This is a genomic window from Deinococcus aestuarii (assembly GCF_018863415.1).
Classification (GTDB): domain Bacteria; phylum Deinococcota; class Deinococci; order Deinococcales; family Deinococcaceae; genus Deinococcus; species Deinococcus aestuarii.
In genome coordinates, this window is record NZ_JAHKSN010000003.1 from 241,261 (window position 1) to 265,407 (window position 24,147).

Annotated in this window: 18 protein-coding genes; 9 read left to right on the plus strand and 9 right to left on the minus strand. The window is 73.0% G+C overall.

Features of this window, described 5'->3' with window-relative positions; all coding sequences use genetic code 11:
• The first annotated feature begins 271 nt into the window (after nucleotides 1-271).
• The 7 genes from IC605_RS07040 to trxA all read left to right on the plus strand — a co-directional run bounded on the left by IC605_RS07040 (nucleotide 272) and on the right by trxA (nucleotide 10,349).
• Entirely contained in the window at nucleotides 272-2,125 is a 1,854-nt protein-coding gene (locus IC605_RS07040) for a polysaccharide biosynthesis protein (RefSeq protein WP_216320908.1), read from the plus strand.
• Between the two features lie 68 nt (nucleotides 2,126-2,193).
• Nucleotides 2,194-3,840, plus strand: coding sequence for a hypothetical protein (locus IC605_RS07045; RefSeq protein ID WP_216320911.1), 1,647 nt, complete (start codon nucleotides 2,194-2,196; stop codon nucleotides 3,838-3,840).
• Between the two features lie 56 nt (nucleotides 3,841-3,896).
• Nucleotides 3,897-5,240: an O-antigen ligase family protein gene (locus IC605_RS07050; protein ID WP_216320914.1), complete on the plus strand. Its 1,344-nt coding sequence runs from the start codon at nucleotides 3,897-3,899 to the stop codon at nucleotides 5,238-5,240.
• A 168-nt stretch (nucleotides 5,241-5,408) separates the two neighbouring features.
• The gene (locus IC605_RS07055) at nucleotides 5,409-7,337 is read left to right on the plus strand and encodes a putative bifunctional diguanylate cyclase/phosphodiesterase (protein WP_216320917.1); all 1,929 of its coding nucleotides are present in this window, start codon (nucleotides 5,409-5,411) and stop codon (nucleotides 7,335-7,337) included.
• Between the two features lie 79 nt (nucleotides 7,338-7,416).
• Nucleotides 7,417-8,493, plus strand: coding sequence for a DHH family phosphoesterase (locus IC605_RS07060; protein ID WP_216320920.1), 1,077 nt, complete (start codon nucleotides 7,417-7,419; stop codon nucleotides 8,491-8,493).
• 184 nt (nucleotides 8,494-8,677) lie between these two features.
• Nucleotides 8,678-9,802, plus strand: coding sequence for a hypothetical protein (locus IC605_RS07065; protein ID WP_216320923.1), 1,125 nt, complete (start codon nucleotides 8,678-8,680; stop codon nucleotides 9,800-9,802).
• 124 nt (nucleotides 9,803-9,926) lie between these two features.
• A complete protein-coding gene (trxA, locus tag IC605_RS07070) occupies nucleotides 9,927-10,349 on the plus strand; it encodes a thioredoxin (RefSeq protein WP_343216530.1) in 423 nt (140 codons plus the stop codon).
• A gap of 20 nt (nucleotides 10,350-10,369) precedes the next feature.
• On the opposite strand, the gene IC605_RS07075 is transcribed toward trxA, so the two are convergent.
• The 7 genes from IC605_RS07075 to IC605_RS07105 form a co-directional block, all read right to left on the minus strand.
• Complete coding sequence (locus tag IC605_RS07075) at nucleotides 10,370-12,559, minus strand: fimbria/pilus outer membrane usher protein (protein WP_216320925.1); 2,190 nt, start codon at nucleotides 12,557-12,559, stop codon at nucleotides 10,370-10,372.
• Nucleotides 12,537-13,271 (minus strand): fimbrial biogenesis chaperone, encoded by a 735-nt coding sequence (locus IC605_RS07080; RefSeq protein ID WP_216320928.1) that lies wholly within the window; start codon nucleotides 13,269-13,271, stop codon nucleotides 12,537-12,539. The genes IC605_RS07075 and IC605_RS07080 overlap by 23 nt, the downstream gene beginning before the upstream one ends.
• Before the next feature lie 125 nt (nucleotides 13,272-13,396).
• Nucleotides 13,397-13,804 carry a hypothetical protein gene (locus IC605_RS07085; RefSeq protein WP_216320931.1) on the minus strand — a complete coding sequence of 136 codons (408 nt, stop codon included), beginning with the start codon at nucleotides 13,802-13,804 and terminating at the stop codon, nucleotides 13,397-13,399.
• Nucleotides 13,805-13,834: 30 nt separating this feature from the next.
• A complete protein-coding gene (locus IC605_RS07090; RefSeq protein ID WP_216320933.1) occupies nucleotides 13,835-14,332 on the minus strand; it encodes a hypothetical protein in 498 nt (165 codons plus the stop codon).
• A gap of 66 nt (nucleotides 14,333-14,398) precedes the next feature.
• Nucleotides 14,399-14,869, minus strand: coding sequence for a hypothetical protein (locus IC605_RS07095; RefSeq protein WP_216320935.1), 471 nt, complete (start codon nucleotides 14,867-14,869; stop codon nucleotides 14,399-14,401).
• A 314-nt stretch (nucleotides 14,870-15,183) separates the two neighbouring features.
• Nucleotides 15,184-18,315: a tetratricopeptide repeat protein gene (locus IC605_RS07100; protein WP_216320937.1), complete on the minus strand. Its 3,132-nt coding sequence runs from the start codon at nucleotides 18,313-18,315 to the stop codon at nucleotides 15,184-15,186.
• Nucleotides 18,316-18,521: 206 nt separating this feature from the next.
• Nucleotides 18,522-20,258 carry an ABC transporter ATP-binding protein gene (locus tag IC605_RS07105; protein WP_216320939.1) on the minus strand — a complete coding sequence of 579 codons (1,737 nt, stop codon included), beginning with the start codon at nucleotides 20,256-20,258 and terminating at the stop codon, nucleotides 18,522-18,524.
• 150 nt (nucleotides 20,259-20,408) lie between these two features.
• Here IC605_RS07105 and IC605_RS07110 point away from each other — a divergent pair, with 150 nt between their 5' ends.
• A complete protein-coding gene (locus IC605_RS07110; RefSeq protein WP_216320941.1) occupies nucleotides 20,409-20,750 on the plus strand; it encodes a cupin domain-containing protein in 342 nt (113 codons plus the stop codon).
• Between the two features lie 134 nt (nucleotides 20,751-20,884).
• Here the strand turns inward: IC605_RS07110 and IC605_RS07115 are convergent, their stop codons facing one another.
• Together IC605_RS07115 and IC605_RS07120 are read right to left on the minus strand one after the other, a co-directional pair.
• A complete protein-coding gene (locus IC605_RS07115) occupies nucleotides 20,885-21,772 on the minus strand; it encodes a ParB/RepB/Spo0J family partition protein (protein WP_216320943.1) in 888 nt (295 codons plus the stop codon).
• Complete coding sequence (locus IC605_RS07120) at nucleotides 21,753-22,550, minus strand: ParA family protein (RefSeq protein ID WP_216320945.1); 798 nt, start codon at nucleotides 22,548-22,550, stop codon at nucleotides 21,753-21,755. The genes IC605_RS07115 and IC605_RS07120 overlap by 20 nt, the downstream gene beginning before the upstream one ends.
• 305 nt (nucleotides 22,551-22,855) lie before the next feature.
• Here IC605_RS07120 and IC605_RS07125 point away from each other — a divergent pair, with 305 nt between their 5' ends.
• Complete coding sequence (locus IC605_RS07125; RefSeq protein ID WP_216320949.1) at nucleotides 22,856-24,145, plus strand: MFS transporter; 1,290 nt, start codon at nucleotides 22,856-22,858, stop codon at nucleotides 24,143-24,145.
• The last annotated feature ends 2 nt before the right edge of the window (nucleotides 24,146-24,147 follow it).

Here is a 24,147-nt window from a genome sequence, read left to right on the forward strand (position 1 = left end):
CCGACCCCGCCTCGCCGTCCCGGCTCCGCCGCGCGGGCCCTCGTCGCGCCCAGGAGTCCTGCCATGCCGCATCCGCCCGACGCACAGCCTGCCGCCGCCTGTCCCGGCCCCGGGGGCGGGGAGGGTGGGGGCGAACACAGCCTTCTGGCGCGCACGGTCTGGCCGGGTACCCGGGCGACACGCCAGCGCGGGGCCCACCGCACCTCCGGAAGGCGCCAGCGGGCGGCCCGGATGAGCTGCGGGGGGTGCCGGAGAGGAGGGAGGAGCTGAGGTGCCCACCGTCGTCATCAAGTTTCTGATCGACCTGCTGATCTTCGCCGTCGCCCCGGTGGTGGCGTATCTCGTCCGCTTCGACTTCGGGCGCGGGGGGTACGTGTACGACGCGGGAATTTACGCCCTGCTCACGCTGCCCCTGAAGGCGGCGGTCCTGGGGCTCTTTCGTCAGCACCGCCTGATCTGGCGCTACGTCGGCTTCGAGGACCTGTGGTCCCTGGTGCGTCCGGTGGGCGTGTACGTGGTCGGCGCCCTGCTGCTGACGGTCTGGCTGCGTTCCTGGCTGGTGGTGCCGTGGTCGGTGCCGCCCGTGGAGGGGCTGCTGGCTTTTTTGCTGATGTGCGGGGCGCGGCTCGTCGCCCGCGGGCGGCTCGACCGGCGCCAGCCGCCGCAGGCCGGGCAGACCCCGCGCCGGGCGCTGATCGTGGGTGCGGGCATCGTGGGGCGCGTCGTGGCGGGCGAACTGCTGCGCCACCCGCGCGAGCAACTGACCCTGGTCGGCTTTCTGGACGACGATCCCTCCAAGCGGGGCAAGAGTCTGCTCGGCGTGTCGGTGCTGGGGTCGTACCCACACCTGGCGCAGGTGGTCCGGGAACGGGGGGTCAACCTGCTCGTGATCGCGATGCCCTCGGCGGGGGGCCGGGTGATCCGCCGCTACTTCGACCGGGCGCAGGAGATCGGGCTGGAGGCGCGCATCGTGCCCGGGATGAACGAACTCGTCGGCGGCCAGGTGACGGTCAACCAGTTGCGGGAGGTCCGCATCGAGGACCTGCTGCGGCGCCCGCCCATCCGGCTCGACGACGACCTGATCCGCAGCTACCTGGAGGACAAGGCCGTTCTGGTCACGGGTGCGGGCGGCTCCATCGGCTCGGAGATCGTGCGGCAGGTCGTGCGCTTCCGGCCCCGGCACGTGCTGCTGCTGGGCCGGGGCGAGAACAGCATCTTCGTCATCGAGCAGGAGCTCAGGCGCACCTGGCCCGCGATCAAGACCACCGCCCTGATCGCCGACGTCCGGCACCTGGAGCGGCTCGAGGGGGTGTTCCGGCAACACCGCCCCGACGTCGTGTTTCACGCCGCCGCCCACAAGCATGTCCCCCTGATGGAGGCGGCCCCCTGCGAGGCGGTGGGCAACAACGTGTTCGGCACCTGCAACGTGGCCGAGCTGTGCCTGAGATACGACGTGGCGTGCCTGGTCAACGTCTCGACGGACAAGGCCGTCAACCCGTCTTCCGTGATGGGCGCCACCAAACGGGTCGCCGAGATGGTGGTGGCCGACGCGAGCCGCCGGGCCGGGCCGCACCAGACCTTTGTCTCGGTGCGCTTCGGAAACGTGCTGGGCAGCCGCGGCAGCGTCGTGCTGACGTTCTTGCAGCAGGTGCGCTCGGGCGGTCCGGTCACGGTCACCCACCCGGACATGACCCGCTACTTCATGACCATCCCCGAGGCCGCCCGGCTGGTGTTGCAATCGGGCGGCATGGCCCACAACGGTCAGGTGTGCCTGCTCAACATGGGGCAGCCGGTGCGGGTGGTGGACCTGGCGCAAGACATCATCCGGCTCTCGGGCGCCCAGGACGTCGACATCGTGTTCTCGGGCGTGCGGCCCGGCGAGAAGCTCCACGAGGAACTGTTCGCCTCAGCGGAGCAGACGGAGGTGACCACCCACGGCGACGTGTTCACCGTGCGCTCGGAACAGCCCGAACCGCAGATCCTCGGCCGGCTCCTGCAAGACCTCGGGGACGCGGCCCGGGGCAGCCTCGACGACGAGGTGTACCGGCTGCTGCGGGCCACCATCGCCCAAAACGAGTTGAAGCCCAAAGAGCCGTATGCCCAGAGCCTGAGCGGGGCGCTGTGACGCCCCTTTCCGAGAAACCGGGGGTCATGTGAGGATGAGAACGGAACCCGCGACGGCGGGGGGTGCCCATGACGCGTGAGACGGCCCTGCCCGAAGAGGTGGACCTGCGGGAGATGTTGACGGTCTTGCGCCGCGCGGCGCTGCTGATCGTGCTCGCCACGCTGCCGGTGGCCCTGAGCGCGTACGTGGCGACGAGTCGGCTGCCGACCCTCTACGCCTCCACGGCCGCGCTGATGACCGTCGACCGCAGCACGGGCCGCTTCCCGGACGCCGCCCTGGACAACACGCTGACCTCGGCGCCCGCGCTCCCGCCGGGGGCCCTGGCGGGCGCCCTGCGCAGCCCGGGGGTGGTCGAGGACATCATCGGCCGTCTGGGGTCTGCCGGGCAGGGCGCCCCGCTCGTGCGGGCGGTCGCGGCGGACCTGCGCAGTGAACTCGCCCAGGGACGGTTCGTGCGGCTGGCCCTGAAGTCCCCCGACCCGGACGCGCCGGGGGGCGTGTACGAACTGCGGGCCCAGGCCGAGACGCCGGGGGCGGCCCGCGCCCTCGCGTCGGCGGGCACCGGGGCGCTGCTGGCCTGGGACCAGGCCCGGTCGCAGCGGGATGTCGACCGGGCGCAGACGATCTTGCGCCGCCAGTTTCAGGACCTCACCCGGCTGCTGGCGGCGGGCGCGGGGGACGCCTCCGAACAGGCCCGGCTGAGGCAGGCGCGCGCCGAGGTCTGGCAGGCCCTGACGCGGGTGGACAGCCTCGACGCCGTGGTCGGTGGCACCCTCGCCGTCGTGACGCCCCCCGTGGCCCCCCTCGCGCCCGTCTCCCCCAAACCCCTGCGGACCGCCCTGCTGGCGGGGCTGCTGATGGCCTTGCTGACGGGCGGCCTGGCGCTGCTCGGGCAGCTCCTGCGCCCGGTGGTGTACGGCCCGCCCGACCTGGCGCGGCTCGGCCTGCCGGTGCTGGGGCAACTGCCCCGCGTGCGGCCGGCCCGGCCCGGCGGGAGCCTCCTGACGGGCGGGCCCGGCGACCCGTGGGCCCGGGCGCTGGGCTTCCTGGGCCTGAACCTCCTGGCGGCGCGGCACGGCGGGCGCGTCGTCGTCCTCGTCTCGGGCGTCACCCCGGGGGTCGGGGCGAGCAGCGTCACGGCGGGGCTCGCCGGAAGCCTGGGCCGCCGGGGGTACCGGGTGCTCGTGGTCGAGGCGGACCTGGAGCGGCCCTCGCCGCTCGCCCTCGGGACGGCCGCTCCGGAGGAGGGTACGCTCGCCGGGCAGGCGGTTCCGGGCCAGACACGGCGGGTCGCGCCGAACGTCGACCTGCTGTCCGGGGCGGATGTGGCGGCGCGGCTGGAGCGCTCCGGCCCGCCCGGCGGCCTGCCCGGCGAGCCCGGCCTCAGCGGCCTGCTCGACGTGTGGGGCGAGGCCTACGACGTGGTGCTCGTGGACACGCCGCCGCTCACCCGGCAACCGGAGATCGCCGCCCTCGCCGCCGGGGGCGACGGGGTGCTGCTCGTGGTCGAGGCGGGCCGCACCCGGCGGGCGGCGGTGGTGCAGGCCGCGCAGACGGCGACGTTGGCGGGCGGAAGTGTCATTGGCCTCGTGCTCAACCGGTGCGGCGCCCCCCGGAGGGACCGGCTCCCCGGGCCGCCGCCCGCCCCCCGGCCCACCCACGAACCAGGCCACCGCCGGGGGGTCCGGGCCACCGAGGTGGTCGATGCCGACTGAGCGCCCCGCCCCCCCGTACCCCTCCCGCAGGGGGCCGGGACAGCGGGAGCCCTGAGGTGCGGGCCGCCTCGCCCCCGGGGGGCCAGTCGGGGGGCCGGGCGCCCGCCGGAGGTGTGGTTCCCGGCGGGCGTCCGGGAGAACCCCCGACGCCGCTGCTGTTGCCGTTTTTGCTCTATTTCTCCCTCATTCTCCTCCTGCCCGTCTCGGCGAACCTCACCAAGGCCGTCCTGGCGGCCGTCGTGGCGGTCGCTGCGGCGCTGCTGATCGTGCGGCGGGGGCTTCACCTCAGCCGCTCCACCCTGGCGGTCTTCACCCTGATGCAGTGCACCGGGCTGCTGTGGATTTTGTACGGCGCCTTCGGGAATACCCCGGGCTGGGTCTTCTCGCTGATGGTCTACGTGATCTGGCCGGCGTTCTACCTGATCACGTTCACCCAGTTCGTCAGCTCGCGCCGGGTCTACGGGGTCGTCCGGAACCTGATGATCCTGGGGCTGGGGCTGATCGGGCTGTTCACCCTGTATTTCGTTCTCTACAACTTCGGGGTGGTGCCGGCGACGCCGCTGCTCAAGTTGCAGTTCGGCCAGGGCATCGCAAAACACAGCGGGTACACGGCCCTGCGGCTCTACTCGATTTCCACGATGATCTTCCTGATTCCGTACGGGGTGGCGAAACTGCTCTACCCCTCGCCGGGCACGGGCCGGGGACGGTTCTGGCTCACGGCCCTGGCGGTGGGGCTCGGGAGCTGCGCCGTGCTGTTCACCGGACGGCGGGCGGCGCTCCTCACCGTGGGCCTTTCGGTGTTCATCGCGCTGGTGTTCGGCCAGTTCTCACCGCGTCCCCTGCGCTCGGGAGCCTGGCGGCGGGTAGCGGCGTGCCTCGCGGCGCTCGTGCTGCTCGGGGCGGTCTCGGCCGGCCTGCCGGCCTCCTCGCGCTTCTCGGCCCTCACCCTGGCGACCCAGGTTCAAAGGAGCCTGTTCGACCCGGGCCAGACCGCCGACGACGTTGTTCGCTTCGAGCAGGCCAACTCGCTGATCGACGGCTGGGTGCGCCGCCCACTCGTCGGTGCCGGGCTGGGGGCCTCCTCAGGCTACGTGCGCTCCGAGCGCACCTGGAACTACGAGCTGCAATATCACCTGCACCTCTTTCAGATGGGGGTGCTGGGCGTCTTTCTCTACAGCCTGGGCTTCGCCTGGATCTACCGCAATGGGCTCAACCTCGTTCGGCTCGGCGGCGACCCGGGTTCGGAGATGATCGCGCTGCTCACCGGCCTGACCTGCTTTCTCCTCGCCAACGCGACGAATCCCTACCTCCAGGCCTACGGCAACCTCTGGACGGTCTTTCTGCCCGTGGCCGTGATCAACCTGATGAAGCTCGAGCAGACCCCCGCCGCCTGGCCTTGACCCCGGGCCGGTAAGCGGCGGGATGCCCGTCCGGACCGAGGGAGGGGGACTCGCGGACGAGCGGCGACCGGTGCGGGCAGGAAAACCTGCGCTCCGGGCCAGGGTTCCGCCCGGATAAAGACCGGGCGCTGTAAGAAATCTGGGTGCGGGCCCTGCCTAGGGTGAGGCGTGACCGCTCGCCCCGCCGCGCCCCCCGGACTCAGCGCCGAAGAGACCGCCTGGCGTCAGAACCTGCTGCTCACGCTGCCTCTCGCCGGGCTGGCGGTCGCGGCGGGGATCTGGCTGGAGGCGCGGGCGCCGCAGTCCGTGGCCTTTGACCGGGTGGGCTACCCGGTGCTGGCCGCGCTGCTGCTGGGGCTGACCGGGTGGCTGCGGGCCCGGCCGACGGCCCTGCGCGCGGTTGTGCTCGCCTCGGTGGGTGCGGCAGGGGCGTTTTTCGGCCTGCGCCTCGCGTACCTGCTGCACTTCACGCACGGGGCCGAGACCCTGCGCGAACTCACCGAGGCGTACGGGTGGGTGCCCGTCATGTACGTCGTGACGTACCTCGTGCCGGAGAGTCAGGGCCGCGCGGCCCGCCGCCTGGCGGTGGCCTGCCTGCTGTGGATGCTGCTCGTGGGTGCCGCCTTCTCGGCGACGCACGCGGGCGAGCGGGCCGCCTTCCCGGTGATCTCCGCGCTCGTGCAGCTCGCGTGCAGCAACCTGGCGGTGCTCATCCTCACCCGTTCGCTCGCCGAGCGGTTGCAGGGCCGCGCCCGCGAGCACGAGCGGCTGGCGAGCACCGATGTCCCCACCGGGCGGTTCAACCGCCGGGGCTGGTCGGCGGCCTTTGAAAAGGTGCTGCGGGACCGCGACCAGACGCAGGTGCAGGCGCAGGTGCAGGCGTACGCCGTACTGTTCATCGACCTCGACGGCTTCAAGCGGGTGAACGACACGCGCGGCCACGAGGTCGGCGACGCGCTGCTGCGGCAGGCCGGGGAGCGGCTGCACCTCCTGGCCGCCGGGGGCGCCGCCGCGCGGCTGGGCGGGGACGAGTTCGCCCTGTTCGCGCCCGTGGAAGGCACCTGGCAGGCCGAGGCCCTTGCGGAGCGGGTGCGGGGCGCCCTCCAGGCCCCGTACGAGATCGGCGCCTTCACCGAACTCGTGACCGCCTCGGTGGGGGTGAGCGTCGCCCCCCACGACGGCGCCGACCCAGAGACGCTGCTGCGCACGGCCGACCTCGCCATGTACCGCGCCAAGCGGACGGGCAAGAACGCCGTGCGCCGCTACGCGAGCGTGCTCGGGGAGGCCGAATCGCGCCGTGCCCGGCTGGAGCGCGACATCCAGCACGCCGCCGAGCGCGGGGAGCTGACCCTGCACTACCAGCCCCTCTTCGAGCTGCGCGCCCGCCGGGCGGTGAAGGTGGAGGCCCTGCTGCGCTGGGCACACCCCTCCCTGGGAGCGGTCAGCCCCACCGAGTTCATCCCCCTCGCGGAGGCCACGGGCCTGATCCGGCCGCTCGGCGAGTGGGCGCTGAGGCAGGCCTGCGCGGACGCCCGGCACCTCCCGGACGCCCTCGTCGTCGCGGTGAACGTCTCGCCCGTGCAACTGGAGGACGGCGACTTTCCGGAGCTGGTCCAGGCGGTCTTGCGCGAGTCGGGGCTGGCGCCCGGGCGGCTGGAACTCGAACTTACCGAGACGGCCGTCATGCGCGACGTGGACCGCGCCCGGCACGCGCTGGGGCAACTGCGCGCCCTGGGGGTGCGGGTGGCCCTCGACGACTTCGGCACCGGGCACACCTCGCTCTCCTCGCTGCGGGACCTGCCGCTCGACACCGTCAAGATCGACCGCTCCTTCGTGGCGGACCTGCGCGGCGGCCAGGCACAGCCCTTCGCCCGGACGCTCCTCGGCGCGCTCCTTCAGGTCGCCGACCTCCTCGACCTCGAGGTCGTCGCGGAGGGACTGGAGGACGACGCGCAGTTGCAGGCCCTCCACGCCCTGGGCTGCCACGTCGGGCAGGGCTACCTGCTCGGGCGGCCCGCCCCGCTGGGCGACGTGCTCGCCACCCCCTGGGGCCAGGGGCGTCGGGAGCCGGAGGACGTGGGCGCGGTCGTCGCCTGACCTCGCGCACGGCCGCCAGACCGTCACGCGGTCCTCACATTCCGCAGCGCCGGGAGACCGGGCTGGTACAACGGGGAGCATGTGCGCCCTCCCCCTCCAGACCGCCCTCCCCGCCGCGCGGGAGGCGACCCGGACCTTCCTGAACGCGCTCTCCCCCGCCGGGCGGGTGGTCGTCTTCTGCCACTTCGACGCGGACGGGCTCTCGGCGGGGGCCCTCTTCGGCCGGGCCCTGCCCCGGCTGGGGTTTCAGGACGTGCGGGTGGTGCCCTCGGGGCGCGGGGAATCCGCCTTCTCGGAGGGGGCGCGGGCCCGCCTCGCCGCGCTCGGCCCGGCGGCCCTCGTCGTCACGGACCTGGGGGTCAACGGGCGGGGCGTGCTGCCGGACGTGCCGACCCTGTACGTGGACCACCACCAGCCGGGCGGGATGCCGGGCGGGAACGTCACCGTCGTGAGCGGCTACCCCTGGGACCCCATCCCCGCCAGCGCGTGGCTCGCGCACGACCTCCTCTCGCCGCTGACCGACATTGAGGACCTCGGGTGGATCGGGGCGGTCGGGACGATCGGCGACCTCGGGGACGGGGCGCCCTGGGACCTCCTGCCTGCCATCAAGAAGCGCTACACCGCCAAGTGGCTCAAGGAGGCCGTCGCGCTCGTGAACGCGGCCCGGCGGGCGAGTGCCTTCGACATCGACACGCCGCTGAAGCTGCTGCTCACCGCCGACGGCCCGAAGGACCTCGCCACCGACGACGAGCACGGGGCCGACCGGCTGCGTGCCTACCGGGCGGAGGTGGGCGCCGAACTCGCCGTCGCCCGCCGCGCGGCCCCGACGTTCAGCGCCACCGGGCCCTACGCCCTCGTCCGGCTGCACTCGGGGGCGCAGATTCACCCGCTGATCGCGCAGCAGTGGCGCGGTCGCCTGCCCGGCCACGCGGTGATCGCGGCCAACACGGGCTACCTGCCGGGCACGGTCGCCTTCTCGATGCGGACCGCCCGCGCCGACCTGAACCTCCCGGCCATCCTCCAGGCCATCGACGTGGGGGATACGGCGGAAAGCTACGGCCACGGGCACGACCAGGCCTCGGGGGGCCAGCTTCCACCGTCCGCCTTCGACCGCGTGCTCGACGCCCTGGGGTTTGGCGCCGTCGCGCGGGAGTGAGCGCGGGGGCCGAAATTGTCGGCGGGCACCCAGCATGAGCCCGGCGACAAGGAAATTCGTCCAAAGTGAACTAACTCTCACATTTGGGACTTTTAGGCTGCTTTTCATGAGGGAGAAGACCCTTTCCCCCTCAGACCCGATACGCCGGACCCACACGCACCACCCACTGCAAGGAGGTTGGAGGATGACGTACCTGACCCGCCACACGCTGCTGACGGCCGCACTGCTTCTGGGCATCGCCACGGCCCAGACGGACACGACGGCCACGCCCGCCCAGACGCCTGCGGCCACGTCGGCCGCCCAGGGCCTGCCCGCGCAGACGACCCTCACGCTCTCGTCCGGTGACCTCCAGCTTCCCTACCTGCAAGGCGCCACCCCCGTTCGCAGCGTCCAGACCTTCACGGGCGTCGCCGTGATCTACCAGGGCTCGGTCGCGGGTGCTCTCGACCAGTATGCCCAGGCCCTCACCTCGGGCGGCTTCACCGCCGTCTCCCCCGGCTCGGAAAGCGCCGCCACGGCGGGAACCGCAGGCACGACCGATGCGGCCGGAGCAACCGCGGGGACCACGGACGCCGCGAGCGGAACCTCGACCGACACCGGCACGGCGGGCACCACCGACACCTCGACCACGGGCACGACCGGGACGACCGATACGTCCGCAACCGGCACCGCGACCACCGATACCTCGACGACGGGGACGGCCAGCGGGGCCTCGACCACGGGGACCACGGGCACGACCGATACCTCGACGACCGGAACCGCCGCGACGGGCACGGCGACCGGAAGCACGACCACCGGGACGACGGGCACCACCGATACCTCGACCACAGGCACCGCCGCGACCGGCACCACCGGAACGACGGGCACGACCGGCACCACGGACACCTCGACGACCGGCACGGCCACCGGGACCTCGACCACGGGCACGACCGCGACGGGGACCACCGGGACGACCGGTACCACGGACACCTCGACCACGGGCACGACCACCGGGACGACGGGCACCACCGATACGGCGACGGCCGCAACCACCACGACGGACGCGGCGACCAGCACCACGGGCACGACCGACGCGACCGGGACGGCGGGCGCCACCACGACCGGAACGGATACGGCGGGCACCACGGGAACGGATACGACCGCGAGCACGAGCGGTGCGGCTTCCGTGGCGCCCACGCTGCCCGGCGAGGCCCGACTCTTCGAGCGGGACGGCCAGCGCATCCAGGTGCGGGTCTTCGAGCAAAACGGCTACACGGTCGTCCTCCTGTCGCGCCGAGGCGCCACCACCACGACCCCCTCGGGCAACTGAGGTTCGTCAGGGCTGGACGGGTTGCCTCGGCAGCTCGTCCAGTTCCTTTGGCCTGAGCCGCTGTCCGGGTTTCCGAGGAAGACTCCACCTATGAACAGCCTGTTTCTTTCCCTGGGGCCGAGCGGTGAGTGAGGTCGCCGTGTGTGCCCTGTGCGGCGCGAAAAACCGGCTCGCCACGCCGCCCGCCGGGCAGGTACCGGTCTGCAGGCGCTGTGGTCGGGCCCTGCCGTGGCTGCTCAGCGCCTCGGACGCGAGTTTCGACGCCGAGGTGCGGGCTTCCGTGCCCGTGCTCGTGGACTTCTGGGCGGCGTGGTGCGGGCCGTGCCGGGCGGTGGCCCCCGTGCTCGAAGACCTCGCGCGCGAACACGCAGGAAGACTCAAGGTCGTCAAGCTCGACGTGGACCACAATCCCGCCGTGTCGGGGCGCTACGCGGTGCGCAGCATCCCCACCCTGATGCTCTTTCGGGAGGGGCGCCCGGCCCAGACGTGGGTGGGGGCCCTGCCCAGGAAGACCCTCGACGCCCACCTCGCGCCGTACCTGGGGTGAACCCCGCCTCCCCCGCCGGGTCAGCCCTTCCCCGCCTCGCACACCGCGTTCTCCCCGGTGGGGGGAACCGTGATCGCGCAGGTGCGGGGCGGCTCCGGCGCACGCAGTTCGCCCCGGGGGTCCTGGGGGGCCCCGTCCAGCAGGACCCAGCCGTCGCGGTCGGCGCGCCACGTCCGGCCGCCCACCACGAGGAGCGCCCCGCCCGCGGGCTCGCCGGGGGCCCAGAAGACGCGGACCCAGCGCGACACCGTGAAGTTCGCGCGCCAGTCGAGCACCGCGAGGCCGTTGCCCGCCAGCGCGAGGGTCGCGGCGTCCTCGCCGACCGTGATGTTGAAGGGCAAGGCGTCCACGTCCACGCTGACGTTCACCGCCGTCTCGCCGTCGCGGCCGAAGGCCACCGCGTCGCCCGCCGCGTCGGTCCGCACCGTGCCCGCGCCCGTCCGCAGGGTCAGGCCGGGCACGCCGGTGCGGATCAAGACCCCCCGCCGGGCCGCCTCCGGCACGACGAGCGCCCCCTGCCCCGTGAGGAGCACGCTGCCCGAGACCCGCGCCGCCACGCTGCCGCCCGTCCCCGCCGCCACCTCGATGCGGGCGGGGGCGTCGCGGCTGTAGCCCAGCGTGACCTCGTTCTGGTTCGCCTGCGCCCACGCCACCTGTCCGGGCGTGAGCTGGTAGCGGGCGCCCACGCCGAACTCGGCCCCCGCCCCCAGCCCGGCGGACGCACTCACGTCGAGGGCCGAACTGGGCTTCCAGCCGAGGGTGGCCCCCGCCCGCCAGCGGCCCGACTCGTAGCCGATCCGCCCCCCCAGGGTCACGTTCCTCGTGAGGGGCGCACTCGCGCTCAGGTTGCCGCCGAGGGTCCCGCCGCGCGCGTCGTAGGCGAGGCTGGTGCCGAAGGTCCACGCGGGCGTGAAGTACAGCGCGCTGAGGTTGACGCGGGGGTGCAGGGGGCCAGGCAGCGGCACGCTCAGCCCCGCGCCGAGCGACCACGCCCCGAACGCGCGGGCGTAGGAGACCTCGAAGGCGCCGCCCAGGGCCCCCTCTCCCGAGCGGGTCACGCTCGCCCCGACCCCCAGGGCGCCGCCCGCCAGGGTCGTCGCGCCGCCCGCGCGCAGGCTCAGCTCTCCCCCACCCTTCCAGTCCCCGCTGCCCGTCACCGTCCAGGTGGGCGTCACCGCGACCGTGCCGAGGAAGGCCGCGCTCGGGCGCCCGCCCTCCACCCCGGCGCGGGCCCGCACCTGGAACTCCCCGGCCCGCTGCGCTCCCGGCCCGGTGCCGAAGGGGACGTTCACGACCCGGCGGCCCGAGGCGTCGTCGATAAAAACGTTCAGGACCCCGAACGATTGCACCCTCGGCAGGTTGCGGATCGTGACCCGGCCGGGATTGGCGTCGAACTCGCTGAGGATGGTGTCGTTGAGAAACACCGTCACGCGCGACGTGAGGGGCAGGTCGAGGTCGAGGGGCGGCAGCACCGCCACCTCGCCCGAGCGCCCCTCCACCTGCACCCCCTTGAAGTCGGTGGTCACCAGGGCGCCGCTCGCCTCGGGCAGGGCCGAGTTCCACCCCGCGCGGACCACCCACGCCTCGTTCACCTGCCACGCGACCCCCGCGCGCACCCTCACCCCGAAGGCGCCGCCCTCGCCGCCCACGCCCACGGCGGCCCGCGCCTCCCAGGCGCCCTGCGCGTACCCGCCCTCCAGCACCGCGCCGTAGGAGATATCCCCCGTGCGCCAGTTGGCGCGCACGTCCACGGCCGAGCCCACGCTCGCCAGGGCCCGCGTCTGCACCGGGGCCGCGCGCTGAGGTCCGCCCGCGTCCACCTGCCCGGACGTGAGCAGCCGCGCGGCGGGCGAGATCACGAGCTGCTGCTCGGCCCCGTCGTAGGTGACGTTGAGGTCCTCGCGCAGCCGCACGAAGTCCCCGTCGGGGCACGTCACGTTCCCGGAGGCGTACCCGCGCTCGCTCTCGCGCAGGGCGCCGGGCTCCACCAGCCACCCGCCGGACGCCCGGCGCACGGCGAAGCTGCCCCGGCCCTCGCTGCCGACCCGCACCTCTAATAGTTCGGGCGGGGCGGCGCACTCCACCTGCGGCCCGGCCGGGGTGGGAGCCGCTGGGGCTGCCGGGGCCGCCTGCTGGGCCTGCGCCCCGCCCCCCACGGCGAGCAGCAGGCCCAGCAGCAGGGTGCGCTCAGCGTGGGGGAACAGCAACACGCGCGGCGACTTCCTGGTCGCTGGCGTCGCGGTAGGTGACGCTCAGCTCGCCCGCCCAGTCGCCCCAGCCGGGCAGCGGCAGCTCGAAGGTGCCCCCCGCGAGCACCGCCTTGCTCTCCACCCGCACCGTGCGCTCGCCCGCGCGGACGATCAGGTCACGGTAGGTCAGGTGCCGCGTGCCGTCGTTGGTGACCAGCAGGGAGAGGTCGTTGCCGCTGCGCCTGACCCCGTACCCGACCTTCGGCGCCGCCGAGGGAAAGGCGATGTACACGGGCAGGCTGAGGTTGAGGAGCACGGTCACGTTCGTCCCCGAGCCTTCCGCCGCCGCCGTCTGCGCCGGGGGGGCCTGCCGGATGAACACGCGGTAGGTCAGCTCGCGGTCACCGGGCTTGCGGCGCACGCCGACGCGGATCACCTGCTTGCCGTTCGGCGCCAGGGTGAAGCTCGCGGGATTGACGAGCACGTCCGAGGTCGGCGTCAGCACGTCCTGGCCGCCCTCGGAGGTCCACTCGAAGACCTCCACGCTGAAGGACATGGGCAGGCGGTCGAGGTTCGTGAAGGTCGTCTGGGTGGTCAGGCTCCGCTCGGGGTTCACGTCGAGCACCACCGGCAGGACGCTGAAGCGCTGCGCTCCCGCCCCCGGCAGCGCGAGGGCGAGCAGCGCGGTGGCGAGGAGGTGAGGCAGGCGGAGGGGCAGGCGGATTCGGGGCATGGTTCCTCGTGGGTCGGGGGCGGGACGGGTCCCGGCGGGAGGGCGGGTCGGGATCGAGCGAAACCTCGCTCCGGCGGGCGCAAAGGAATTCTCTTGTTGGAGGGGAAGGCTTCGGGGGCGGCGGCTCAGGGCACCGTCAGCTCGACGAGCCGCACGTCGAAGGCGTTCGAGTACGTCCCGCCGCGCACGCCCCACTGGCCCTGGGGCAGCCGCAGGTTGAAGGCCACCCGGCGCGAGCCGCGTAGCCCGGTCAGGCTGGCGGCCGGAAGCGGAAGGACCTGAAAGCGCAGCCGCCCGTTCGCACCGCTGAGTTCTCCCCAGACGTTGCCCTGCACGTCGGCGCTGCCGCCGAGGACCAGGCCGTAGCGGGTCGTGTCGTCGTCGCAGGTCACGTCGACGGTCACCGTGCCGTACGTGTCACGGTCGGCCCGGTAGGCGGGCACGTCCGGGCGCACGCCGCTGATGGCGCACCCGGCGCTGGCGCTGGAGCCGAGCCCCAGCAGGGCGAGAACGAGAAACGGCGCGAACTTCACAGGGTCCTCCCGAAAAAAGGTGTCGGCGCTTCAGTCGTAGCGGACGATGATCGTCGCCGTGCCCCGGTACTGGCCGCCCATGACGCCCCACTGTCCGGCGTCGGCTTCCACCCGAACGTTCACGAGGTAGACATCGGGATCGTTGTCGTTGCCCGGGCGACCCGGCCCGCGACCGTTGTCGTCCACAGCCTCGGCTCCGGCCAGAACGCGGGTCAGCAGCGGGGCGCCTCCCCCACCCTGACGGTTCAGGGCCAGGGGGCTGGGCAGCGGGGCGGCGATGAACCTCGTGCCCCTATTGCACTGCACCCGGGCGACCACCGTGGTCGCGGAGGCCGACGCCCGGTTGGCGCGGTAGGTGCCGAGGTCGATGGACGCTCCCGTGACCGAGCTGGTGGCCGGGTTGACGTCCGCGCCGTTCGCCTGGAACACGCAGAGGTTCTCGACCCTGGCGTCCATACTGCTCTTCACACTTCCGGCGCTGGCCGCGCAGAGTCCGGCGAGCAGGCCGGTCAGAATGGCTTTTCGCATGTCGCTCCTAGGGAGTTGGGACCGGGCGGACGGAGAGGCATGTCCCCGCCCGCCCGGTGAGGGGGCTCAGTTGTAAGAGAGGGTGACGCTCAGGGTGCCGGTGAAGGTGCCACCCTTGACGTTCCACTGCCCGGCTTCGGCGACCAGCTTGACATCCACATTCCAGGTGTCGGGGTTGTTCTGGGTGCCCGTGGAGTAGGGAAGCGTGGTGTCCGTGATCTTCACCACGAGGTCGTCGCTGCCGTTGCTCTTGAGGTTGACCGTGGCCGGGAATTTTCTGTCCAGCGTGGTCCCGCGGTTGCAGAGCACCGTCACGATGGCGGCGTTCTCCTTCGTCGTGGCGGCGTTCGCCCGGTACTGACCCAGGTTGATGTCGGCGCCCTTGAAATTGGCGGTCGTGTTCACGTCCGACCCGCTGGTCGTCTGGTAGACGCAGAGGTTGTCGACCTTGGCGTCGACCTTGCTGTCCACGTTGCCCGCCGAGGCGGTGCCGATCAGGACGAGGGTGCCGGTCAGAACCATCAGTGCTTTCTTCATACTCTTCCCTCCCAGGGGGCAGTCCCGACACCCCATCCCTTCCCCGCTCATGTGAAGCGTGGCGCTTCCGTGAACTCGGGGCTCCCCGGATGAGGCAAAATTAAACCTGAACTGCTGGTGAATAAGATGCCTTCCGGTCACTGACGCGTCACTGACGCGCGCGGGGGGCGAAAGTAAAGGCGCGCACGCCAATCTGACGTCGGTCATTCCCCCCGGCCTGATGAGAGAAGACTGAGCGTGGCTGAAGTTGGACGGCAACTAGAGAAGCCAGTTCTCATCTGATGCCGTCATCCCGACAGCGGGCCGTCAGGAGGTCAGGGGGCCGTGCGCCTCGCCTGGGGTGGCACCCCGGCGAGGTACGCCTCCCAGTCGTCCGGCAGGGGCTCGTCCAGCTCCGCGAAACGGGCGCGGGCGGCGGCGTAGACCTCGCGGGCGGTGCGGATCCGGTCCAGGCGGCGCAGGGTCTCCAGGGTGAAGTGCAGGTGCCCGTGGTTGTAGGGGTCGCCGCGAAGCAGGAACCCCAGGATCCGGACGGCGAGGTCGGGGTCGCGCGCGGCGTGGCGGTCGAGGTCCTCCCGCAGTTGGCGGTCGAGGCGCTCGCGCACGCCGGGCGAGCTGCCCTCCCCGACGTCTTCGAGGTACGCGCCGCGCCACAGCCGCAGGTCGTGGGTCTGGAGGTACTCCTCGACGTCGGAGGCCACGTCGCCCAGCGCGTAGCCCTGCGCGGTGCGCGCGACCGCCCCCGGGCCGAGGGTGCGGCGGACCCGGCGGACGAGCTGCTGGAGGGCGTTCACGGCCTGGGTGTCGTCCTGGCCGGGGTAGAGCAGGTCGAGGAGGTCGTGCTGCGTGGCGCCCGCGTGGCCCGCGAGCCGCGCTTCCAGCAGCAGGGCGAGGAGGGTCTGCCCGCGCCGGGCGGAAAAGGGCTGGCGGCCCCGCCCCGTCTCCAGGGCGAAGGGCCCGAGGACCAACAGGCGCGTCGCGGGGGCCGTCGCCGGGGGCGCATCGGTGACCTCCGCGTCCGGAAAGAGCCTGCGGGCCACCCGGACGGCGTGACCGTGCTCCCCGGGGGAACCCAGCCTCTCCCGGGCGCGGGCGGCGTTCCCCCGCACCGCGTCGAGTTCCAGGGCGTACCGCTCGGCCCAGCCCGGCAGGCCCAGGCGGGCGAGGTGGCCCACGCCGAGGTCCAGCCAGCGTTCGGCGTCCCCGGAGCGGCCCAGCCGCACGTGGGCCACCCCCAGCGCCACCTCCGCGAGGGCGACGCCGCGCTCCTGGCCGGGGGGCTGGGCGAGCCGGATCGCGCCCTGGGCCAGGGCCAGGGCGCGGCGGGGGTCCCCGTGGCGGGCGTGGGCGTGCGCGGCGATCAGGGCGTGCCAGGCGTCCCGGACGGGGTTCTCGCCGTCCTCGGCCCGGGACAGGAGCTGCCCGGCGTAGGCGAGGCTGAGCCCGGCGGCGCGCGGGATGCCCGTGACCCAGCCCCATTCCGCATACAGGAAGGCGAGGTGGGCGCGGCAGGTCTCGCGCAGCCCCTCGCCCCGCTCGGCGAGGTCCGCCGCCGCGAGCCCGTCCTGCAACGCCTCCTCGGCGGCCTCGTACTCGCCGCCCTCCAGCAGCGGGACGGCCCGGGACGCGCGGGCCCGCGCGTGCAGGAAGCCGTTCGCGAGGCTCTCGGCCACCCGCGCGGCCTCGTCGGCGTCGGCGAGGGCCGGGCGCGGGTCCACCTGGCCCCAGCGCAGCCGGGCCCGCAGCAAGAGCGCCTCGGCCAGCTCCCGGCCGGGCCCGGATGGGCGCAGCCGGGCCAGCGCCTCGTCCGTCCGTTCGAGCGCGGCGGCGGACTCACCCCGTCCCTCGTGCGCGAGGGCCCGCACCAGCAGCGCGGCGGGCTCCTGGGCGGCCCCCGCCCCCGGGGGCGGCAGCAGGGACAAAGCCCCTTCCACCCGGCCCAGGTTCACGAGGGCCCAGGCGGCGCACACGCGCAGGGCGGGGTGCCTGCGGGTCCGGGGCGGGGCCGCCCGCCACTCCCGGAGCACCTCCCCGAAGTCGCCCGAGGCGGCGAACGCGAGGGCGCGCAGGTGCGCCCGCATCTCCCCCGCTCCCCCGGGCAGCGTGCCGATCACCTCCAGCGCCTGCTCCACGTGGTTCTGGGCGATGAGGAGTTCCGCCAGCAGGGGGCCCGCCTCCGGGTGGTCCGGCGCCCCCGTGTGGGCGTCTCGCGCGAGCCGCAGGGCCTCCCGGGGGTCGCCGGGGCGCAGGCCCCGGGCCGCCTCCAGCGCGGCCTCCACGCGCGCCCGCCCGGTCAGCAGGGGCACGCTCCTCGCCGTGTAGGCCGAGGCGCCCCGGTCGTCCCCCCGCCCGCGGGCGTGGCAGGCCGCGCGGGTGAGCAGGTCGAGGGCCTCGGCGGGGGGAAGCGGATGGGCCTCCAGAAGCTGCGCGGCGACCTCCGGGCGGTCCCGCAGCACCTCCGCCGCCCGGCGCACGAGCGCCAGGAGTTCGTCCGGGGGCAGCCGCCGCAGGATCACGAGCGTGTACAGGGGATGCACGACCCTCCCCCCGCGCACCAGCCCGCCGAGGGCGAGGTCGCGCAGCGCGGCCTCCCAGGCGGACGGGGCCAGCCCCGCGCAGCGGGCCACCTCGTCCCCGGTCGCGGCGGCGGGCAGGACGGCCAGGGCCCGCAGGGCGCGGGTGGCCTCCGGCGAGAGGGCGGCGCGCGTGAGCGCGTGTTCGATCCGGGACACCAGGTTCTGCGGCACGGTGCCGGGCGGCGGGGCGCTCCACGCCGGGCGGGGGCCGTCGCTTCTCAGAAAGCCCCGCCGCGCGAGGAGGAGGGCATACTCCAGCGCGAAGAGGGGGTTGCCCCCCGCCCGGGCCTCGATCCACTGGGCGGCGGCCTCCGGCACGGCGACGTGGTGTCCGGCGACGAGGGCCCGCACCTCCGCGCGGGAGAGCGGCGGCACCTCGAAGGTCTCGAAGGGGGGCGCGGGCTCCAGCGAGGTGGCGAGCAGCGCCACGCCGGAGGACCGCCGCACCCCGCTCGCCAGGAGGGTCCAGAGCGTGCGGCGGGGGGCGGCCGCCCCGTGCAGGTCCTCCACCAGAACGATCAGGGGCGCGGCGGTCGTGAGCGCGGCGGTCAGGGCCAGGGGCAGCTCGTCCCCCGCCAGCGCCTCGCGCCGCGCCAGCCGCTCCAGCGCCGTCCGCACCCAGCGCGGCGCCGCCCCGTGGAGCAGCGCCTGCGCCAGCTCGGCCAGGGGCTGGTCGGCCCGCACGACCACGCCGCGAACGGGGGCCGCCTGGAGCAGCGCCCGCGCCGCGTGGGTCTTGCCCGTCCCCACCGGGCCGACCAGCGCCGCCGCGAGCCCCGGACCCCCCGAGGCCAGGCGGGCGAGCCGGGCCGACAGCTCGTCCGGCGACCCGGGATTCCCCCCCTCCCCCACACTTTTCACCTGGGACATACTACCGTCACACGTTAGGCGCGTTGACCGTAAATGACAGGACATGGAACGTTCTCGGTGTCCGCCGCTACAGGCCGGGGGAAGGACCAGGGAAACGGACGGTTCCCAGCGCCCGATTTCATTTTGAGGCGGACCAGAGCTTCTCTCTGGCCGAAGGACCCATCTCACCCAGGGCCCCAGGATCGGGGTCCTCTCTCACCCCCGGCTCAGCCCACCTCCTGGGGGTGGGCCTGCGCGTCGTGGAGCCGCTGGTAAATTCCGCCCCGGCGGCGCAGCGACTCGTGGGTGCCCTGCTCGGCGATCCCCCCGCCGTCCACCACGACGATGCGGTCGGCGCCCCGGATGGTGGCGAGGCGGTGGGCGATCACCAGGGTCGTCCGGCCCCGGGCGAGGTCGTTCAGGGCAGCCTGGATCGCGCGCTCGGTGGCGGTGTCGAGGGCGGAGGTCGCCTCGTCGAGGATCAGGATGGGCGGGTTTTTCAGGAACATCCGGGCGATGGCGAGGCGCTGCTTCTGCCCGCCGGAGAGCCTGACGCCGCGCTCGCCGATCAGGGTGTCGAGCCCCTGCGGCAGCCCGGCGATCACGTCGTCGAGGCGGGCCCGGCGCGCGGCGTCGAGGATCTCGGCCTCGGTCGCGCCCAGCCGCCCGTACGCGATGTTCTCGCGCAGGGTGCCGCCGAAGAGGAACACGTCCTGCTGCACGATCCCGATCTGGGCCCGCAGGGACGCCAGCGTCAGGTCGCGCACGTCGTGGCCGTCCACGGTGATGCGCCCGCCCGTCGCCTCGTAGAAGCGCGGTAGCAGCGAACACAGGGTCGTCTTGCCCGCCCCCGAGGGTCCCACGAAGGCGACCGTCTCCCCCGCACGGATGGTCAGGTCGATGCCCCGCAGCACCGGGCGGCCCACCCCGTAGCCGAACGACACGTCCTCGTAGCGAATCTCGCCGCGCAGGGGGGGCGCCACGCGGGCGTGCGGCGTGTCCGCGATGTCGGGCGCGGTGTCGAGCAGCTCGGTGTAACGACGGAAGCCCGCCACGCCCTTGGGGTACGTCTCGATCACGGAGTTGATCTTCTCGATGGGCCGGAAGAAGACGTTGACGAGCAGCAGGAAGCCCACGAAGCCTCCAGCGGTGAGGTTGCCGCGCAGCACGAAGTACGCCCCGGCGACCATCACGACCATCTGGGTGAGGCGCATGGAGAGGTAGCTCAGCGACTGGGTGGCCGCCATGATGCGGTAGGCCTCCAGCTTCGTGCGGCGGTAACCGTGGTTGTCCCGCGCGAAGAGGGCCCGCTCGTGGTCCTCGTTGGCGAAAGCCTGCACCACCCGGATGCCGCCCACGTTCTCCTCGATGCGGACGTTGAAGTTGCCCACCGTGTCGTATAGCGCCCGCCAGTTCTGCGTCATGCGGCTGCCGTAGCGCCCCGTCAGCCACAGCACGAGCGGCACGATCAATGCGGTGATCAGCGCCAGCTCCCGGTGGACGCCGAACATCAGCACGAAGGCGCCGATCAATGTCATCACCGCGATGAAGAGGTCTTCGGGGCCGTGGTGCGCGACCTCGCCGATTTCCTCGAGGTCCTTGGTGAGGCGGGCGACGAGCTGCCCGGTCTTCACGTTGTCGAAGAAGCTGAAGGAGAGCTTTTGCAGGTGGTCGAAGGCCTTGCGCCGCATCTCGGTCTCGATGTTGATGCCGAGCATGTGACCCCAGTAGGTGACCACCGCCATCAGCCCGGTGTTCAGCAGGTAGATGCCCAGCAGGGCCACCGCCGCCACGGTGATGGTGCCCCACTGCCCGGTCGGGAGGAGGCGGTCCACGAACGCCTGCACCGCCAGCGGAAAGGCCAGTTCGAGCACGCCCGAGAGCACCGCGCACCCGAAGTCGATCAAAAAGAGGCGGCGGTACGGCGCGTAGTAGGCGAGAAAGCGGTGGAGCAGGGGAGTCACGGGGCGGGCCTCATCTCCCGGCAGGGTAGCGCGCCCACCCCGGCCCCGAAATCGGCCGAGTGGCGGAGGGCGGGCGGTGGCCCAGTCCCGGACTTGCGGTTTGCTTCATCCCTGCCCGTCGCCCTGCCTGCTGCCCCCAATACTGGAGCCATGGCTGACACGACCGTGAAGAAGGTGAACTCCCAGGCCTCTCCCAAGGGCAAGCTGGGCCAGAAGTATCTGGTGAACGGCAAGTCCATGTCCATGCGGCTCTGGGAGGACGAGCAACCCGGGGAGGGTGACGCCCCTCACGCCCGCCCCTATGAGACGGTCGGGTTCGTGATCTCGGGCCGCGCCGAGCTGCACATCTCGGGCTCGATGCTCCTCCTCGAACCCGGCGACTCCTGGGTGGTGCCCAGGGACGCCGAGCACCGCTACAAGATTCTCGAATCCTTTACGGCGGTCGAGGCCACCCACCCCCCCGCCGAGATGCACGGGCGGGACGAGGAGTAGCCGGACGACTCCACCTCTCCCCCATTCCTGATCCCGGCAAGGTGTCCCGGCGAATCCAAAAAGGATGCGGGCAGCGCGGGCCAATCACGGCCCCGCTGCCCGCATCCCTTTGGAAAGGCGAATCTCAGGAGTGTCTAATTGGACTCCCCCAGGAGACGCGCGAGTTCCCCGATCAGGGTCTCTGCCCGCCGCCGTTCCTTCGCCCCCAGCGCGTCGAGGCGGCGCCTGTCCCGGAGAGCGTGGGCGACGAGCGTGGCGGGGTCCTGCGGCTTATCTTTCCGGAAAGATAGAAGTCGTTCGCGGAGCTGGGCCTTGGTGGCACCGCCCAGAGCGAGGTCGAGCAGTTCCGCCTGACGCTCCCCGGGCGCGGCGGCGACGACCCCGGCGAGGCTGTAACCCAGGCCGTGTTCACGCATGGCGGTGAGGACGGGCCCGGGCCAGCGCAGCACCCGCAGCTTGTTCTTCACGAAGGAGGTCCACGCCCCGCGCCCCAGGCCGGTGAAGAGCGCTTCCACCCGCACCACGTCCTCCGGATATTCGCCCGGCCGGTTGACGAGGACGTGCAGGCGAGTGGGCACCTCCCCGGCCGGGAGACCCAGGACACGCGAGGCGAGCGCGACGATCAGGTCCACCTCGTCGATGACGTTCAGGTCCGCGCGCTGGAGGTTCTCGACGGCCGCCGCGTCCTGCGCCTCGTCGTCGCTGAGGTCGCGCACGACCACGGGCACGGTCGCCAGCCCGGCGAGCCCCGCCGCCCGCCAGCGTCGCTCGCCCGCGACGATCTCGTACCCCTGGGGGGCCGGGCGCACGAGGAGCGGCTGAAGCACCCCCCGCTCCCTTACGCTCGCCGCGAGGTCTCGCAGGGCGGCCTCGTCGAAGTGGCGCCGGGGCTGGAAGCGGCTGGGCGTCAGGCTGCCGATGGGGAGTTCGCGCGGACTCTCCTCACGGGTGTCCACCGGGGTCAGGTTCGCCACCAGGGCGCCGAGGGCCCCGCGCCGGGCGTCAGGGTCGCGTCTGGGCATGGGGCACCTCCCCGAGCACTTCGAGCAGTTCGCGCGTGACCGCCTGCACCTCTGCGACGGCGGGGTTCCTGGGGTCGTAGAGCGCGATGGGGAGGCCCTGGAGCTGCGAGTTCGGGTACACGCTGGGGCGCTCGGTCAGGGGCGTGCTCACGGGCGCGATCCCCGCCTCCCGCAGCGCCTCGACGCTCTCGCGGCTGAGGTTGGTGTTGCCCACCCGGGTCGGCACCATCAGGGCGATTCGGAGAGAAGGCACCGCGACCTGCCGGAAGGTGGCGACCATACGCGTCACGCCGGTCAGGCCCTCCAGCCCCTTGTTCCCGGCGGGCACCGGCACCACGAGGTCGTCCGCCGCGAGGACCGCCAGCGTCGAGAGCTGCCCCAGGCTGGGGGGCGGGTCGATCAGCACGAAGTCGTATTCGGCGGCGAGGTGCCGGACCGCCGTTCGCAGCCGCATCTGCCCCATCACCTGACCGGGCAGCAGCGGCTCGACCTCCGCGAGGTCCAGGCACGAGCGCACGAGGTCGAGCCCGTGGACCCGCACGGGTTCGGGCAGCCTCAACTCCTCCGCCGGGCCGAGAACCGCCGCATAGAGAGTGTCGAGCTTGGCACTCTCGCCGTCCGGCACCTCCGCCCCCAGCCAGCGGGTGAGGTTGGCCTGGGGGTCGGCGTCGATGAGCAGCACGCGGTACCCGGCGGCCCCGAGCGTGTACCCCACATTCAGGGCCGTGCTCGTCTTCGCCGCGCCGCCCGCATGGTTGAAAAACGTGATGGCACGCATTGGGCCGAGTCTAACGCACGCGCCCGGCGTCCGCTGCAGGAGTAGAGCCGAGGTGACAAAAGGGCCCATACCCGACCCCACAACAGGCTGGGAGGCCGGGGGATGGACCCCTCCTCGATCTATCTTTCCGGAAAGATAAGCCGGACCCAGCGGGAGGGGGCAAGAGCTTCACGCAGGCGGTTTGCGAGCACCAACCGTGGTCACCCCTGGCCTGGGGCGCCGCGTTCCGGCCTCTGACCAGGGGAAAACCTGAAGAGCGAAGCAGACGGACTTCCAGGCCCCGCCTCGCCCGCTAGAGTTCGCCCATGTCTGCCCCCGCCGCCGACTCCTCCAACCGGGCCGTCCTGCGGCTGCCCGAGTTTCGCTCGCTCCTGCTGGCGACCCTGTGCAGCACCCTGGCGGGCCGCGCCGTGGCCCTGACCGTGGCCTATCAGCTCTATCAACTGACGAAAAACCCTCTCACGCTCGGCCTCCTGGGGCTGGTCGAGGCGATCCCGGCGCTGAGCCTGGCCCTCTTCGGGGGCGTGGTGGCCGACCGCAACGACCGCCGCCGCATCCTGCTCCTCACGACGGGCGTCGAGGTCGGGTGCGCGTTCCTGTTCGCCGGGTACGCGGCGCTGGGGACGGGGAGCGGCGTGTGGCCCATTCTCGCCCTGATCTTCTGCCTGGGACTGGCACGCGGCTTCTCGGACCCCGCCCTTCCGGCCTTCGAGGCCCAGGTCGTGCCGCGCGATCTCCTGCTGCGGGCCTCGGCGTGGCAGGCGAGCGTGTGGCAGGTGGCGGCAATCTCGGGCCCGGCGCTCGGCGGGGTGCTGTATGCCGTGCTGGGAGCGGGGGGCGCGTACCTCTTCGCCGCCGTCCTCTTCGGGGTGGCGCTCGTCTGCGTGGCCTCTATCCGGCCCAAGCCCAGGCCCCGCTTCACTCCCGGCGAGCCCGTGTGGCAGAGCATCAAGGAGGGGCTCGCCTTCGTGTTGCGGCGGCAGGTGCTGGTGGGAAGCATGGCGCTCGACCTCTTCAGCGTGCTCTTCGGCGGGGCGGTGGCGCTGTTGCCGATCTTCGCCTCGGACATCCTCGGGGTGGGTCCGCAGGGACTGGGCATTCTGGTGGCGGCCCCCAGCGTCGGCGCGCTGGCGGTGATGCTCTACGCGACCAACCGCCCGCCGGGACGGGGCGCCGGGCGCACCCTGCTCGCCGCCGTGGCGGGCTTCGGGGTATGCATGGTCGTGTTCGGGCTCTCCCGAAACTTCGCCCTCAGCGTGGCGGCGCTCGTGCTGGCGGGCCTGTTCGACGGGATCAGCATGGTGATCCGGCGCGCCACCCTGCGGCTGAGGGCCCCCGACCACCTGCGCGGGCGGGTGAGTGCGGTCAGCAGCATGTTCGTCGGCGCGAGCAACGAACTCGGCGCCTTCGAGAGCGGCGTGGCCGCCAGCCTGCTCGGCACGGCCCGCAGCGTGTGGCTGGGCGGGGTCGTCACTCTGCTCGTGGTGGGCCTGACCGCCTACCTCGCCCCCGAGCTGCGGGCGATGAACCTCGACGATGTGCCCGAGGGGGAAGAGCGGCCCGTGGCGCTCGGCGCCGTCAGCGAGACGACCTGAGC